This window comes from Pseudomonas bananamidigenes, from assembly GCF_001679645.1.
GTDB classification, from domain to species: domain Bacteria; phylum Pseudomonadota; class Gammaproteobacteria; order Pseudomonadales; family Pseudomonadaceae; genus Aquipseudomonas; species Aquipseudomonas bananamidigenes.
Genome location: NZ_LRUN01000092.1, coordinates 1 through 14,157 on the forward strand (window position 1 = coordinate 1; position 14,157 = coordinate 14,157).

Consider the following 14,157-nt stretch of genomic DNA (forward strand, 5'->3'; position numbering starts at 1 on the left):
TTCCCACGCTTTGCGTGGGAACGATCATGTCGCGTTGTCTGCGATCTTAGAACGAAGCGTTCTGCAGACCGTCCAGGTAACGCTCGGTGTCCAGTGCCGCCATGCAGCCGGCGCCGGCCGAGGTGATGGCCTGACGGTAAACGTGGTCGGCCACGTCGCCGGCGGCAAAGATGCCTTCGACGCTGGTCGCGGTGGCGTTGCCATCACGGCCGCCCTGAACCACCAGATAGCCGTCCTTCAGCTCCAGCTGACCTTCGAACAGCGAGGTGTTCGGGGTGTGGCCGATCGCAATGAACACGCCGTCGACCTTGATTTCGTCGAAGCTGCCGTCGTTGTTCTTCAGACGCGCACCGGTCACGCCCATGTTGTCGCCCAGCACTTCGTCCAGGGTCGCGTTCAGTTTCAGTTCGATCTTGCCTTCGGCCACACGGGCGTTGAGCTTGTCGATCAGGATCTTCTCGGCGCGGAAGGTTTCGCGACGGTGGATCAGGGTGACCTTGCTGGCGATGTTGGCCAGGTACAGGGCTTCTTCGACAGCGGTGTTGCCACCACCGACCACGGCGACCGGCTTGTTGCGATAGAAGAAACCGTCGCAGGTCGCGCAGGCCGAAACGCCCTTGCCCATGAACGCTTCTTCCGAAGGCAGGCCCAGGTAACGGGCGCTGGCGCCGGTGGCGATGATCAGCGCGTCGCAGGTGTAGGTGCCGCTGTCGCCGGTCAGGCTGTAAGGCTTGGAAGCGAAGTCCACGGCGTTGATGTGATCGAACACGATCTCGGTTTCAAAACGTTCGGCGTGCTCGCGCATGCGCTCCATCAGCACCGGGCCGGTCAGGCCGTGGACGTCGCCCGGCCAGTTGTCGACTTCGGTGGTGGTGGTCAGTTGACCGCCGGCCTGCATGCCGGTGATCAGCAGCGGCTTGAGGTTGGCACGGGCAGCGTAGACAGCAGCGCTGTAACCGGCAGGGCCGGAACCGAGAATGATCACTCGCGAATGACGGACTTCAGACATGAACCTGTCTCCTGTTGACCGGCCGATACATCAGGCGCGGACGCCGGACTTCCGGCGAGAATAAAAAAGAACTGTGGATAACCTTTGGGAAGGCGTGAGCTCGACAGTCCTGTAAAAAGTTGGGTGCAGCGTATCGAGGGGGGCAAGATTAAGGAAATACGGTTTAACAATCCAGCTCATAGGTGGTCTCTATGCCGAGACACTGACGAGATGGACGTCTTTGTTACAGTGAATGTCGATCCCGCCGCCGCGCTTTCACAGCGTATGCAAAGCCGGTAAGGTCGGCGCGTTTTCCCTTGCCCGGAGCACTCTATGCCCGCCCCTGTCCTGTCCGGCCCGCAATACCTGCGCGAAGGCCTCAAACTGGTTCTCAGCCCGGGCCTGCGCCTGTTCGTGCTGCTGCCGCTGGCGATCAACCTGGTGCTGTTCGTCGGATTGATCTATTTCGCCGGGCACCAGTTCAGCCTGTGGGTCGACTCCCTGATGCCGTCGCTCCCCGACTGGCTGAGTTTTCTGAGCTACATCCTGTGGCCGCTGTTTGTGGTACTGGTGGTGTTGATGGTGTTTTTCACCTTCACCCTGCTGGCCAACGTCATCGCGGCACCGTTCAACGGTTTTCTCGCGGAAAAAGTCGAAGTCGTGGTGCGCGGCACCGACGATTTCCCGGCCTTCAGCTGGGGTGAACTGATCGCCATGATCCCGCGCACCCTCGCCCGTGAAATGCGCAAACTGGGCTACTTCCTGCCCCGCGCCATCGGCCTGTTCATCCTTTCGCTCATCCCCATGATCAACATTGTCGCCGCGCCGTTGTGGCTGCTGTTCGGCGTCTGGATGATGGCGATCCAGTACATCGACTACCCGGCGGACAACCACAAACTGGGTTGGAACGAGATGCTCGCCTGGCTGCGCCAGAAGCGCTGGCAGAGCATGAGCTTCGGCGGGATCGTCTACCTGGCACTACTGATCCCGGTAGTGAACATCCTGATGATGCCGGCCGCAGTGGCTGGCGCGACACTGTTCTGGGTGCGCGAGCGCGGCGCCGAAAACCTCGTGACACAACGCTGAGCCCACGTCACAAATCCATCATCCGAACGTCACAAGCGCGACATGGCCTCAGCAGACACTGAGGCCATGACGACAGCTCTGCACATCACCCTGATCAGCGAAACCTTCCCACCGGAAATCAACGGCGTGGCCAATACCCTTGGCCGCTTGTGCGACGGTTTGCGCGCACGCGGGCACCGGGTGGAACTGGTGCGGCCGCGTCAGGGTGACGATCCACAGCGCAGTGAAGACGATGGGCTGTTGTTGTGCCGGGGCTGGCCGTTGCCGGGTTATCCGGGGTTGCAATGGGGACAGTCGTCGATGCACAAGTTGCTGCGACGCTGGACTCGCCAACGCCCGGACGTGCTGTACATCGCCACCGAAGGCCCGCTCGGGTTGTCGGCACTGCGCGCGGCGCGCCGTCTGGGCATCGCGGTGGTCAGCGGTTTTCACACCAATTTCCAGCAGTACACCAACCAGTACGGCCTTGGCCTGCTGACGCGTTTGCTGACCCACTATCTGCGCTGGTTCCACAATCGTTCGGCGCTGACCCTGGTTCCGAGTGTCAGCCAGCGTCTGGAACTGGAACGCAGGCATTTCGATCGTCTGGCGTTGCTGTCCCGGGGGGTCGACAGTCAGTTGTTTCACCCGACCAAACGCCTGAATGCCTTGCGAGCGCAATGGGGACTGAGCGAGCAGGATATCGCGGTCATTCATGTCGGACGCCTGGCGCCGGAAAAAAACCTCGGTCTGCTCAAGCGTTGTTTCGAAAAACTCGCCAGCGCTTATCCACAGCGCAATCTGAAACTGATCATCGTCGGTGACGGACCGCAGCGTGTCGCCCTGCAAAAGGAATTGCCCGACGCGATTTTCTGCGGCTCGCAACGTGGCGAAGCCTTGGCGGCGCATTACGCGTCCGGTGATCTGTTCCTGTTTCCGAGCATGACCGAAACGTTCGGCAACGTCGTGCTGGAAGCCCTGGCCTCGGGCCTTGGCGTGGTGGCCTACGATCAGGCGGCGGCTGCGCAGCACATTCGCCACGGCTACAACGGCGTGCTTGCCATGCCCGGGGATGAAGAAGCATTTTGCGACGCAGCACAGTGGCTGCTGGAAGAGGATGAAACCCTGCGCTGCATCCGACTGAACGCCCGCCAGCATGCCAGTCGGCAAGGCTGGGCGGCGATCATCGAGCAGTTTGAAAACCATCTGCAGGTGGCTTGCCGCGACGTTCGCGACAAGCACCTGCATCGGTCAAACCAGCGTCATCAACGCCTCACGGCTGAACGGCAGAATGTCCTGCTCGCGGCCCTCGCGCACTTTCTGCGCCCAGTCCGGATCCACCAGCAATGCACGGCCCACGGCCACCAGATCGAATTCATCGTTGTTCAGGCGCTCCAGCAGTTTTTCCAGGCTGGCCGGTTGCGCCACCTTGTCGGTGTTGACCATGAACTGCAGGAACTCGCCATCGAGGCCGACGCTGCCGACGGTGATGGTCGGCTTGCCGGTCAACTTGCGGGTCCAGCCGGCCAGGTTCAGTTCGGAACCGTCGAATTCCGGCTCCCAGAACCGCCGCGTCGAGCAGTGGAAAATGTCCACGCCGGCATCGGACAACGGCTTGAGAAACTCGCCCAGCGCCTCCGGGGTTTGCACCAGACGGGCGGTGTAGTCCTGCTGCTTCCACTGCGAGAAACGGAAGATGATCGGGAAGCCCTCGCCCACCGCAGCGCGCACGGCCTGGATCAGCTCGATGGCAAAACGCGAACGGTTGGCCAGGCTGCCACCGTATTCGTCGGTGCGCTGGTTGCTGCCTTCCCAGAAGAACTGGTCGATCAGGTAACCGTGGGCGCCGTGGATTTCCACGCCGTCCATGCCGATGCTTTGGGCATCCCTGGCAGCCTGGGCGAAGGCTGCGATCACATCCTGAATATCCTGCTTCGTCATGCCATGCACCACGACCTGACCATCCTTGAGCTTCTCGGTCGGGCCATAACCCGGCACGCTGGCATCCGGCTCGGTACCGATGCGACGAACGCTGCCGACGTGCCACAGTTGCGGAACGATCTTGCCGCCTTCGGCGTGCACGGCGTCGACGACCTTCTTCCAGCCGGTCAGTGCAGCCTCACCAAAGAACTGAGGCACATTCGGATAGCCATTGGACGCCTGGTGACCGACGGTGGTGCCCTCGGTGATGATCAGGCCGACACCGGCCGCCGCGCGACGACGGTAGTACTCGATCACTTTGGAATTGGGTACGCCACCGGGCGAGAACGAACGGGTCATCGGCGCCATGACCACGCGGGTCGGCAGTTCGAGGGTGCCGAGCTGGAACGGTTTGAACAAGGCTTGAACGGGCATCGGAGGCTCCACGAAAAGGTCATCGACGGATACATGATCCATATGACGACGATAATATGCGGAGTTCCAACGGGCTCATAGCACTATTGATCTGAATGATTAAGGGTCAAAAGGCAGGCAAAAAAAATCGCAGCTCGATGGCTGCGATTTTCGTGTTTCAGCCCAGGGCTTTTTCAATCGCCGTGATCACCGCCGGATCATCCGGCGCCGTGCGTGGCGAGAACCGCGCCAGCACGCGACCGTCCTTGCCGAGCAGGAACTTTTCGAAATTCCAGGTGATGTCGCCGGGAAATTCTGCGCCCTCGCCCGCCAGCAGCCGGTACAGCTGATGGCGATCGTGACCGTTGACTTCGAGTTTCTTCGACAACGGAAAGCTCACGCCATAGTTGAGGCTGCAGAACTCCTGGATCTCCTGCTCGCTGCCCGGTTCCTGACCGGCAAACTGGTTGCACGGCAGGCCCAGCACGCTGAAGCCCTTGCCTTTGTACTGCTGATAGAGGTTTTCCAGCGCCGCGTACTGTGGGGTCAAGCCGCATTTGGAGGCGACGTTGACCACCAGCACGACTTGGCCCTTGAAGGGTGCCAGCGGTAGCTCCTGACCATCCAGGGCTGTCAACTTAAGGTCGTGAAAAGCACTCATGACGGACTCCAGATTCCCGTGTTCTACTCGAAACAGCCACCTGGCGAAACGGCCAGGGACAGCCGCGGACTAAAAAGGCGCCCTCGGGCGCCTCTCCAGTTCTCTGAGCTTAGCGCAGAAAATCAGTGGTGATGGCCACCTTCGCCATGGACGTGACCATGAGCGACTTCTTCCTGGCTGGCGTCACGGATGGCAACGACCTTCACCTTGAAGTTCAGGCGCTGACCGGCCAGAGGGTGGTTGCCGTCGACGGTGACGTCATCGCCGTCCAGGTCACGGATGGTGACGATCTGCATCTGGCCGTCCGGCGCCGATGCGTGGAACTGCATGCCGACTTCCAGCTCGTCGACGCCTTCGAACATGCTGCGGCTCAGGGTGCTGACCAGTTCGGCCGAGTACTCGCCGTAGGCCTCTTCCGGCTCTACGGAAACTTCCAGCTCGTTGCCGACTTCCTTGCCTTCCAGGGCTTTTTCCAGGCCCGGGATGATGTTGCCTGCGCCATGCAGGTAAACCAGCGGAGCGCCGCCGGCGGAGCTGTCGATGACCTCACCAGCGTCGTTGGTCAGGGTATAGTCGATGGAGACAGCCTTATTGGCGGCGATCAGCATGGGGCGAGACCTTTTGCATAAGAATATAGAAAGGCCAAGTTTAGCGAAGCAATCGCTCGAAAGCGAACACAACCCTGACAAACGGGATTCGACGATCACCGGTTTCCATCAAGACGAGGATGGTCACTGGGTGGCCGAGCTCTCCTGCGGCCATACCCAGCATCTGCGCCACCAGCCACCGTGGCAGTCGCGTGAATGGGTGCTGGACGCAACGCAACGTATTGAAAAAATAGGCCAACCCTTTGCTTGCGGTTGGTGCGCTCAGGGCGCGGTTAGCGCTAACCTTGACGCCTGAAAAAACGGTGGAAGGCCAGCCACAGGCCCATGCCCTTGCCATGCACCCTTAGAGAATCCGCATGCAAACTTTTTTTATCGCGCCCACCGATTTCGGTGTGGGTCTGACCTCCATCAGCCTCGGGCTGGTGCGTACGCTGGAACGGGCCGGGCTGAAAGTCGGCTTCTTCAAGCCGATTGCCCAACCGCACCCGGGCGACACCGGCCCTGAGCGCTCCACCGAATTGGTGGCCCGCACCCACGGCCTGAAACCACCGCAGCCACTGGGCCTGGCTCACGTCGAACGGATGCTTGGCGATGGTCAGCTCGACGAGTTGCTCGAAGAAATCATCACGCTTTACCAGCAGGCTGCCGTCGGCAAGGACGTACTGGTCGTCGAAGGCATGGTGCCGACCCGCAGCGCCAGCTATGCGGCGCGGGTCAACCTGCACCTGGCCAAAAGCCTGGACGCCGAAGTGATTCTGGTCTCGGCTCCGGAAAACGAAGTGCTCACCGAACTCTCTGGCCGCGTCGAGTTGCAGGCGCAACTGTTCGGCGGCCCGAAAGACCCGAAAGTCCTCGGCGTGATCCTCAACAAGGTCAAGACCGACGAAAGCATGGACGCCTTCGCCGCGCGCCTGAAAGAGCATTCGCCCTTGCTGCGCAGCGGTGATTTCCGTCTGCTCGGCTGCATCCCGTTCCAGCCGGAACTCAATGCTCCGCGCACCCGCGACGTCGCCGACCTGATGGGCGCCCAGGTACTCAATGCCGGCGATTACGAAACCCGGCGCATGACCAGGACCATCATTTGCGCACGCACCATGCGCAACACCGTGGATCTGCTCAAACCCGGCGTGCTGGTGGTAACGCCCGGCGACCGCGACGACATCATCCTCGCCGTCAGCCTCGCGGCCATCAACGGCGTACCGCTGGCCGGCCTGCTGCTGACCAGCGATACCCTGCCCGACCCGCGCATCATGGATCTGTGCCGTGGCGCGCTGCAGGCCGGTCTGCCGGTGCTGTCGGTGAGCACCGGTTCCTATGACACCGCCAACCTGCTCAACGGCCTGAACAAGGAAATCCCCGTCGATGACCGCGAACGCGCCGAGATCATCACCGATTTCGTCGCCAGTCATCTGGATGCCAACTGGCTGCATCAACGCTGCGGCACACCGCGGGAAATGCGCCTCTCGCCGGCGGTGTTCCGCTATCAATTGATTCAACGCGCGCAAGCCGCCAACAAGCGCATCGTTCTGCCCGAAGGCAGCGAGCCGCTCACCGTGCAGGCGGCGGCGATCTGTCAGGAACGCGGGATTGCCCGCTGCGTGCTGCTGGCCAGACCGGCGGACGTCGAAGCCGTGGCCCGGGCCCAGGGTATTGTCTTGCCGCCGGGGCTGGAAATCCTCGATCCGGATCTGATCCGCGAGCGTTATGTCGAACCGATGGTGGCCCTGCGCAAGAGCAAAAGCCTCAATGCACCGATGGCCGAGCAGCAACTGGAAGACACCGTGGTGATCGGCACCATGATGCTGGCGCTGGATGAGGTCGACGGACTGGTCTCCGGCATCATCAACACCACCGCCAATACCATCCGTCCGGCCCTGCAACTGATCAAGACGGCGCCGGGTTGCACGCTGGTGTCGTCGGTGTTCTTCATGCTGTTCCCCGAAGAAGTGCTGGTCTACGGCGACTGCGTGATGAACCCGCATCCGAGCGCCAGCGAACTGGCGGAGATCGCCCTGCAAAGCGCCGACTCGGCCGCCGCGTTCGGCATCACGCCACGAGTGGCGATGATCAGCTACTCCAGCGGCGAATCAGCCACCGGCGAAGAAGTCGAGAAAGTCCGCGAAGCCACCCTGCTCGCCCATGAACAACAGCACTCGCTGCTGATTGACGGGCCGCTGCAGTACGACGCCGCCGCCAACGAAACCGTCGCCCGGCAACTGGCGCCGAACAGCCCGGTGGCCGGCCGCGCCACGGTCTTCGTGTTCCCTGACCTGAACACCGGCAACACCACTCACAAGGCCGTGCAACGCAGCGCCGACTGCGTGAGCCTCGGCCCGATGCTGCAAGGCCTGCGCAAACCGGTGAACGATCTGCCGCGCGGCGCGCAGGTCGACGACATCGTCTACACCATCGCCCTGACCGCCATTCAGGCGGCCAACCGACCTCTGGATATCTGACCCGATGCTGGCTTTTCTCCCTGCCACTTTGCGCGGCGTGATCGCCGCGCTGCTGTTGGCGCTGAACACGATTCTGCTGTGCTCGTTCCTGTTTCTCGTGGCGCTGATCAAAGTACTGCCGTTCGACCTCGCACGCCGCGCTTCGCGCTGGTTGATGAGCCACACCCACGAAGCCTGGATCAGCAACAACAAGGGCTGGATGAACCTGGTGCGCCGCACCCGTTGGCACCTCAGCGGTCTGCAAGGCCTGGACTACCGGCACTCGTACCTGATCACCAGCAATCACCAGAGCTGGGTCGACATTCTGGTGCTGCAATACGTGCTCAACCGACGTATCCAGCCGCTGAAGTTCTTCCTCAAGCAGGAACTGATCTGGGTCCCGGTGATCGGCCTGGCGTGGTGGACGCTGGGCTTTCCGTTCATGAAACGCTATTCGAAAGCCTATCTGGAAAAACACCCGGAAAAGAAAGGCAAAGACCTGGAAACCACCCGCAAGACCTGCGCGAAATTTCGCGACAACCCGGTGGGCATCTTCAACTTCGTCGAAGGCACACGCTTCACCGAAGGCAAGCACGCGCAGCAGCAGTCACCGTTCAAATACCTGCTCAAACCCAAGGCCGGCGGCATTGCATTCGTGCTGGATGCGATGGGCGAACAGCTGGAGTCGATCGTCAACGTGACCATTCACTACCCGGGCGGACGCCCTGGCTTCTGGGATTTGCTATGCGGCAACGTGCGGGACGTGGTGGTGCATTTTGAAGAACTGAACATCCCGCCACAGTTCATCGGCAAAAACTACGACCAGGACGGCGAATACCGCCTGCAATTCCAGGGCTGGATCAATCAGCTGTGGCAGGACAAGGATGCGTTGCTGGAGCAGATGCATCGCGAGTATCCGGATCGTCGCTAACCGATCGTTTCCACCTTGAGGCACTGATCGTTCCCACGCGGACGGTTCGACGCCTCGACGTGGGAACGATCTAAAAAAAAACCGCAGACAATCACTTGTCTGCGGTTTTTCTTTTGCAGCTAACGCTTAAATCGCGCCACGTTTGCGCAGCAGATCCAGCACTTGCTTGACGCCTTCTTCCAGCGACAGCGACTGTGTATCGATCACCAGATCGGCATCCAGCGGCACATCGTACGGGAAGGACTCACCCGGAATGTTGTCGCCCCCGGCAGCGTACAGTCCTTGCGGATCACGCTCGGCGCAGACGGCCGGCGAGGCCTGGACGTAGACCGTCAGCAGACGCTCCTTGCCGATCAGATCCCTGGCCTGTTCACGACCTTCGGCACTCGGTGCCACGAACGCGGCAAGCGTCAGCAGACCGGCTTCGTTGAACTGACGCGCCACGTGCGCGGCACGACGCCAGTTCTCGGTGCGACCGGCGCGATCCTGCGGCAGACCCTTGTTGAGGTCATGACGCAGGTTCTGGCCATCAAGTACAAACACCGCACGCCCCATGTCGAACAGCTTGCGCTCGACCGCGTAGGCCAGCGTGCTCTTGCCCGCGCCGGACAGGCCGCTGAACAGCACGGTGGCCGGTTGCTGACCGAAACGCCGGGCGCGCTCGGTAGTCGCTACATGGGCCAGTTTGCCGTGATGGGTGGTGGTGCCATGGGCCAGCGGCTGGGCGACGATCATGCCGGCGCCGACGGTACCGTTGGTCAGGCGGTCGATGACGATGAACGCGCCGGTCGTGCGGTTGCTGTCGTAACCGTCGAGGGCGATCGGGGCGTCGAGCGCGATCTTCACCTTGCCGATTTCATTGAGTTGCAACGCGCTCGCCGGGCCTTCTTCGAGGGTATTGACGTCGACCTTGTTGACGATGCTTGCGATGGAGCCCGGCACGTAACTGGTGGCGCGCTTGATGTCGTATTTCTTGCCCGGCAGCATCGGCTCTTCAGCCATCCACACCAGCATCGCTTCGAAGCTGTCGGTCACCGGCGGAACGTTGTCGGCGTGTACCAGCAGGTCGCCCCGGGAAATGTCGACTTCGTCTTCCATGGTCAGCGTCACCGCCTGACCCGGGCCTGCGTGTTCCAGTTCACCTTCGAAGGTGACGATGGACTTCACACGGCTGCTCTTGCCCGATGGCAGGACCACGACTTCGTCGCCTTTCTTGACGATGCCGCTGGCCAGGGTGCCGGCAAAGCCCCGGAAGTTCAGGTTCGGACGGTTGACGTACTGCACCGGGAAACGCAGGTCGGTGAAATTGCGGTCGCCCGACACTTCCACGGTCTCGAGGATTTCCATCAGCGACTGACCGGTGTACCACGGCGAGCGCTCGGACTTGTTCACCACGTTGTCGCCCTTCAAGGCGGACATCGGCACGAAGTGCAGGCTCGTCGGCTGCATCTTCAAGCCTTCGGCGAACTTCAGGTAATCAGCCTTGATCGACTCGAACACGTCCTGATCGAAGCCCTTGAGGTCCATCTTGTTGATGGCGACAACGATGTGTTTGATGCCCAGCAGGGAGGCGATGAAGCTGTGGCGACGAGTCTGGGTCTGCACGCCGTAGCGGGCGTCGACCAAGATGATCGCCAGGTCACAGGTGGACGCACCGGTGGCCATGTTGCGGGTGTACTGCTCATGGCCGGGAGTGTCGGCGATGATGAATTTGCGTTTGGCAGTGGAGAAATAGCGGTAGGCGACATCGATGGTGATGCCCTGCTCACGCTCGGCCTGCAGGCCGTCGACCAGCAATGCCAGGTCGATGTCGTCACCGGTGGTGCCGACTTTCTTCGAGTCGCGGGTGATGGCTTCGAGGTGATCTTCGTAAATCATCTTCGAGTCGTGCAGCAGGCGCCCGATCAGGGTGCTCTTGCCGTCGTCGACGTTACCGCAGGTCAAAAAGCGCAGCAGCTCTTTACGTTCGTGCTGGCCCAGGTAGGCGAGGATGTCCTCGCTGATCAAATCAGATTGATGCGACATGACAGCCCCTTAGAAATAACCCTGACGTTTCTTGTCTTCCATCGAGCCTGCACCATCGTGGTCGATGACACGGCCCTGGCGCTCGGAAGTTCGCGTCAGGAGCATTTCCTGAATGATGTCCGTCAGGCTTTCGGCCTCGGACTCCACCGCGCCCGTCAACGGGTAGCAGCCAAGGGTACGGAAACGCACTTTCTTTTTCACGATGCGCGCCTTGTCCTCGTCGGACAGGTGCTCGAGGATGCGCTCGTCGTCGATCATGATCAGTGTGCCGTTCTTCTCGATCACTTCGCGTTCGGCGGCGAAGTACAGCGGCACGATCGGGATGCCTTCGAGGTAGATGTACTGCCAGATGTCCAGTTCGGTCCAGTTCGACAACGGGAATACGCGGATGGATTCGCCCTTGTTGACCTTGCCGTTGTAGACGTTCCACAGCTCCGGACGCTGGTTCTTCGGATCCCAGCGGTGCTTGCTGTCGCGGAACGAGTAGACGCGTTCCTTGGCGCGGGACTTCTCTTCATCGCGACGGGCACCGCCGAACGCGGCGTCGAAACCATGCTTGTCGAGTGCCTGCTTCAGGCCTTCGGTCTTCATGATGTCGGTGTGTTTGGCGCTGCCGTGGGTGAACGGGTTGATGCCCTGCGCAACGCCATCCGGGTTGACGTGGGTGATCAGATCCAGACCCAGTTCCTCGACCATTTTGTCGCGGAACTTGTACATCTCCTGGAATTTCCAGCGGGTGTCGACGTGCATCACCGGAAACGGCAGTTTGCCCGGGAAGAACGCCTTGCGTGCCAGATGCAGCATCACGGCGGAGTCTTTACCGATGGAGTACAGCATCACCGGGTTGTCGAACTCGGCGGCCACCTCACGGATGATGTGGATGCTTTCCGCCTCCAGCTGTTTCAGATGCGTCAGTTTGTCGACCATGGCTACTCACGAAAGCTTTCTTATGAACGGCCAGCGGGCCGTGTTCGAGCGAGGAATCCTAGCACAGCGCCATTCTTCTAATCAGGGCGCGGACTAGAACGAAAGAGCATATGAATATGCCCGCCCGTTCGGGTGCATTCTGGGGAAAGTCAGATCGGATTCGGGCAGTCGATGAAGATGTGTTCCAAGGCAAACCGCTTCGCCAGATAGTCACCCAAAGCCTGCACGCCGTAGCGTTCGGTCGCGTGGTGGCCGGCGGCGATGAAGCTGATGTCGTTTTCCCGGGCGCTGTGGAACGTCTGTTCGGAGGCTTCACCGCTGAGGAACAGATCGACGCCGGCGGCAATGGCATTGTCGATGTAGCCCTGCCCACCGCCGGTGCACCAGCCGACCCGACGGATCATCGCGCTGCCTTCGACCAGCAGTGGCTCACGGCCCATGCGTTCCTGAACACGACGGGCGAAATCGCGCGCGGTCACCGGTTCGTCCAGTGAACCGACCAGCCCGACGATCTTCAGGTTGTCCGGGTCCAGTGATCCTTCGACGGTGATGTCGAGTTGACGGGCCAGTTGCACGTTATTCCCGACGTCCGGATGCAGATCCAGCGGCAGGTGATAGGCCAGCAGGCTGATGTCATGCTTGAGCAGGGTTTTCAGGCGTCGCTGCTTCATGCCGGTGATGCACGGGTTCTCGCCTTTCCAGAAATAACCGTGGTGAACCAGGATCAGATCGGCCTCGGCCTCGACGGCGGCATCGAGCAACGCCTGGCTGGCGGTGACGCCGCTGACAATGCGCATCACCTGCGGACGGCCCTCGACCTGCAGGCCGTTGGGGCAATAATCGGCAATTTTTGCACTGCCAAGATAGCGGTCGGCTTCTTCGACCAGGGTACTGAGGGCAACGGCCATGAAAGACTCCTGAAAATCCCGTTCAGAGGCACGCGCGGCCTCGTATAATGCGCGACATTATGGGCGGTCTGACCCCGCCTGCAACTTTTCCAGGACGTGCTTAATGCTCAAGGCCCTGCGTTTTTTCGGCTGGCCGCTGTTGGCCGGCGTGCTTATCGCTCTGTTGATTATTCAGCGTTACCCGCAGTGGGTCGGGCTACCCAGTCTCGACGTCAACCTGCAACAGGCTCCGCAGACCACCAGTGTGCAACAGGGGCCGGTGTCCTATGCCGACGCGGTCGTCATTGCCGCGCCGTCAGTGGTCAACCTCTACACCACCAAAGTCATCGCCAAACCGGCGCATCCGTTGTTCGAGGATCCGCAGTTCCGCCGTTTCTTCGGTGATAACTCGCCAAAACAGAAGCGCATGGAGTCGAGCCTCGGTTCCGGCGTGATCATGAGCCCCGAAGGCTACATCCTGACCAACAACCACGTGACCAGCGGGGCCGACCAGATCGTCGTGGCGCTCAAGGATGGCCGCGAAACCCTGGCGCGGGTGATCGGCAGCGACCCGGAAACCGATCTGGCGGTGCTGAAAATCGACTTGAAAAACCTGCCGGCGATCACCGTCGGTCGCTCCGACAACATCCGCATCGGCGACGTCGCACTGGCCATCGGCAACCCGTTCGGGGTCGGCCAGACCGTGACCATGGGCATCATCAGTGCCACTGGCCGCAACCAGCTGGGCCTGAACAACTACGAAGACTTCATCCAGACCGACGCGGCGATCAACCCGGGCAACTCCGGTGGTGCGCTGGTGGATGCCAACGGCAATCTCACTGGCATCAACACGGCGATTTTCTCCAAGTCCGGCGGCTCTCAGGGCATCGGCTTTGCGATCCCGGTGAAGCTGGCGATGGAAGTGATGAAATCGATCATCGAGCACGGTCAGGTGATTCGTGGCTGGCTGGGGATCGAAGTACAACCGCTGACGCAGGAACTGGCCGAGTCGTTTGGCCTGTCCGGACGTCCGGGGATCGTGGTCGCGGGGATTTTCCGCGACGGCCCGGCACAGAAGGCCGGCCTGCAACTGGGCGACGTGATCCTGAGCATCGACGGCGAACCGGCCGGCGATGGCCGCAAGTCGATGAACCAGGTGGCGCGGATCAAACCGACCGACAAGGTCACCATCGAGGTGATGCGCAATGGCAAGGAGTTGAAGCTGACTGCGGAAATTGGTCTGCGTCCGCCACCTGCTCCGGTCAAGGAACAGGAAGAAAACTGAAGCGAAAAAAA

The 14,157-nt window shown here is 61.1% G+C and carries 12 protein-coding genes and 1 pseudogene; 6 read left to right on the plus strand and 7 right to left on the minus strand.

The features are described 5' to 3' along the window. Positions 1-46 precede the first annotated feature (46 nt). A complete protein-coding gene (gene trxB / locus BBF94_RS25815; protein ID WP_065261753.1) occupies positions 47-1,009 on the minus strand; it encodes a thioredoxin-disulfide reductase in 963 nt (320 codons plus the stop codon). 312 nt (positions 1,010-1,321) lie between these two features. Here trxB and cysZ point away from each other — a divergent pair, with 312 nt between their 5' ends. Both cysZ and BBF94_RS27405 read left to right on the plus strand, forming a co-directional pair. Then, positions 1,322-2,074, plus strand: coding sequence for a sulfate transporter CysZ (gene cysZ / locus BBF94_RS25820; RefSeq protein ID WP_065261754.1), 753 nt, complete (start codon positions 1,322-1,324; stop codon positions 2,072-2,074). Between the two features lie 42 nt (positions 2,075-2,116). Then, positions 2,117-3,336 (plus strand): annotated as a pseudogene (locus BBF94_RS27405) (glycosyltransferase family 4 protein). Here the strand turns inward: BBF94_RS27405 and BBF94_RS25830 are convergent. The 3 genes from BBF94_RS25830 to BBF94_RS25840 all read right to left on the minus strand — a co-directional run bounded on the left by BBF94_RS25830 (position 3,305) and on the right by BBF94_RS25840 (position 5,656). Next, a complete protein-coding gene (locus BBF94_RS25830) occupies positions 3,305-4,408 on the minus strand; it encodes an NADH:flavin oxidoreductase (protein ID WP_065261756.1) in 1,104 nt (367 codons plus the stop codon). The pseudogene BBF94_RS27405 and the gene BBF94_RS25830 overlap by 32 nt on opposite strands. 157 nt (positions 4,409-4,565) lie before the next feature. Then, positions 4,566-5,048, minus strand: coding sequence for a glutathione peroxidase (locus BBF94_RS25835; RefSeq protein WP_065261757.1), 483 nt, complete (start codon positions 5,046-5,048; stop codon positions 4,566-4,568). Between the two features lie 122 nt (positions 5,049-5,170). Further along, a complete protein-coding gene (locus BBF94_RS25840; RefSeq protein ID WP_065261758.1) occupies positions 5,171-5,656 on the minus strand; it encodes an FKBP-type peptidyl-prolyl cis-trans isomerase in 486 nt (161 codons plus the stop codon). Here BBF94_RS25840 and BBF94_RS25845 point away from each other — a divergent pair. The 3 genes from BBF94_RS25845 (at position 5,625) to BBF94_RS25855 (ending at position 9,022) form a co-directional block, all read left to right on the plus strand. Beyond that, positions 5,625-5,951 carry a DUF3565 domain-containing protein gene (locus BBF94_RS25845; protein WP_065261764.1) on the plus strand — a complete coding sequence of 109 codons (327 nt, stop codon included), beginning with the start codon at positions 5,625-5,627 and terminating at the stop codon, positions 5,949-5,951. The genes BBF94_RS25840 and BBF94_RS25845 overlap by 32 nt on opposite strands. Before the next feature lie 61 nt (positions 5,952-6,012). Continuing rightward, the gene (gene pta / locus BBF94_RS25850) at positions 6,013-8,112 is read left to right on the plus strand and encodes a phosphate acetyltransferase (RefSeq protein ID WP_065261759.1); all 2,100 of its coding nucleotides are present in this window, start codon (positions 6,013-6,015) and stop codon (positions 8,110-8,112) included. Positions 8,113-8,116: 4 nt separating this feature from the next. Next, positions 8,117-9,022 carry an acyltransferase gene (locus BBF94_RS25855; RefSeq protein ID WP_065261760.1) on the plus strand — a complete coding sequence of 302 codons (906 nt, stop codon included), beginning with the start codon at positions 8,117-8,119 and terminating at the stop codon, positions 9,020-9,022. 126 nt (positions 9,023-9,148) lie between these two features. On the opposite strand, the gene cysN is transcribed toward BBF94_RS25855, so the two are convergent. From cysN to BBF94_RS25870, 3 genes are all read right to left on the minus strand, one after another. Then, positions 9,149-11,047: a sulfate adenylyltransferase subunit CysN gene (gene cysN / locus BBF94_RS25860; protein ID WP_065261761.1), complete on the minus strand. Its 1,899-nt coding sequence runs from the start codon at positions 11,045-11,047 to the stop codon at positions 9,149-9,151. A 9-nt stretch (positions 11,048-11,056) separates the two neighbouring features. Then, positions 11,057-11,974 carry a sulfate adenylyltransferase subunit CysD gene (gene cysD / locus BBF94_RS25865; RefSeq protein WP_007953546.1) on the minus strand — a complete coding sequence of 306 codons (918 nt, stop codon included), beginning with the start codon at positions 11,972-11,974 and terminating at the stop codon, positions 11,057-11,059. Between the two features lie 149 nt (positions 11,975-12,123). After that, a complete protein-coding gene (locus BBF94_RS25870) occupies positions 12,124-12,882 on the minus strand; it encodes a Nif3-like dinuclear metal center hexameric protein (RefSeq protein WP_065261762.1) in 759 nt (252 codons plus the stop codon). 103 nt (positions 12,883-12,985) lie between these two features. On the opposite strand from BBF94_RS25870, the gene algW reads away from it, so the two are divergent. Then, positions 12,986-14,146, plus strand: a complete 1,161-nt coding sequence (gene algW, locus BBF94_RS25875; RefSeq protein ID WP_065261763.1) for a Do family serine endopeptidase AlgW — start codon at positions 12,986-12,988, stop codon at positions 14,144-14,146. Positions 14,147-14,157 lie beyond the last annotated feature (11 nt).